The 1,226-nt window shown below is 68.9% G+C and carries 2 protein-coding genes; one reads left to right on the plus strand and one right to left on the minus strand.

Annotated elements, in window-relative coordinates; translation table 11 throughout:
• The coding region (locus ABZT49_RS34345; protein ID WP_355286649.1) for a cupin domain-containing protein at positions 1 to 424 on the minus strand (424 nt) is incomplete at its 3' end.
• 95 nt (positions 425 to 519) lie between these two features.
• Here ABZT49_RS34345 and ABZT49_RS34350 point away from each other — a divergent pair.
• The coding region (locus tag ABZT49_RS34350; RefSeq protein WP_355286650.1) for an SDR family oxidoreductase at positions 520 to 1,226 on the plus strand (707 nt) is incomplete at its 3' end.

Consider the following 1,226-nt stretch of genomic DNA (forward strand, 5'->3'; position numbering starts at 1 on the left):
GCCTGGTCTCGCCTCGGACGTGGACGAGGCTCGGCAGGAGCGACACCAGCAGGCCTGCGTCGGGCGAGCCGAAGGTGCAGTAGCCCACGAGCATGCGAACGTCCGCCGGGCCGTCCTGCCGCCCGACCCGGAACTCGCCGGGCCCCACCTCGACCGGCATCGTCTCGGAGCCTTCGGTCGGGGGCATGAGGCTCGACATCTCGAACGCGTCCGCGGCCGGGACAAGGAGGAAGTCCCCCTGCTCCAGGACTACCGGATCGCGGTCCCGGATCGTCAGGCGGCATGAGCCCTCCAGCGCGGCGCAGTAGAACGGACGACCGTGCTCCGCCCGGCGGACGCGCCATGGACCCGAGGCGCTCACGGACTTGGAGAACGCGGCTCTGGGACGGAGCAGGGTGACGACGTCGGCGAGCGGATCGGACATTTCCGGACTTTCGCTAATGAGATTAGGACGCACGATTGTAGCTCGTCCCGCTGTCCGGATCTATCCATCGCTGGTCACAACCTGATGGAGCCGACATGCACACCGTCCTGATCACTGGATGCTCGTCCGGGTTCGGTCTTGAGATCGCCCGCCTTTTCCTCGACCGGGGCTGGAACGTGGTAGCCACCATGCGTACGCCGCGCGCGGTGGACCTGCCCGCCTCCGACCGCCTGCGCGTCCTCGCCCTCGACGTCACCGATGCCACGAGCATCCAGCGGGCGGTCGACAGCGCCGGCCCCATCGACGTCCTGGTCAACAACGCCGGCATCGGCTGGCTGAACGCCCTCGAAGGCACGCCCATAGACGTCGTACGCGAGGTCTTCGAGACGAACACGTTCGGGACGATGGCCATGACCCAGGCGGTGCTGCCACAGTTCCGGGAGCGCCGGGCCGGTGTCGTCGTGAACGTGAGCTCCAGCGTTACGCAGAAGCCGCTGCACCTGCTCTCCGTCTACACGGCGAGCAAGGCCGCGGTGAACGCCTTCACGGAGTCCCTTGCCCTGGAGTTGGAGCCGTTCGGCGTGCGGGTGCGTCTGGTCATCCCCGGGCGGGCGCCTGAAACCGCGTTTGGCCAGACCGCACGGGCTCGCATGACGGAGGGCTTCCCCGAACCCTACGCCGGCCTGGTGCAGGAGGTGTTCGCGTCTTGGCAGCAGCAGCCCCCGGACGAGGTGACGCGTTCCGTCGACGTGGCGGAGGCGGTCTGGCGCGCCGCGACCGACCCGGCCTGCCCGATGCGCCT

Source organism: Methylobacterium sp. EM32 (assembly GCF_040593685.1).
GTDB lineage: Bacteria > Pseudomonadota > Alphaproteobacteria > Rhizobiales > Beijerinckiaceae > Methylobacterium.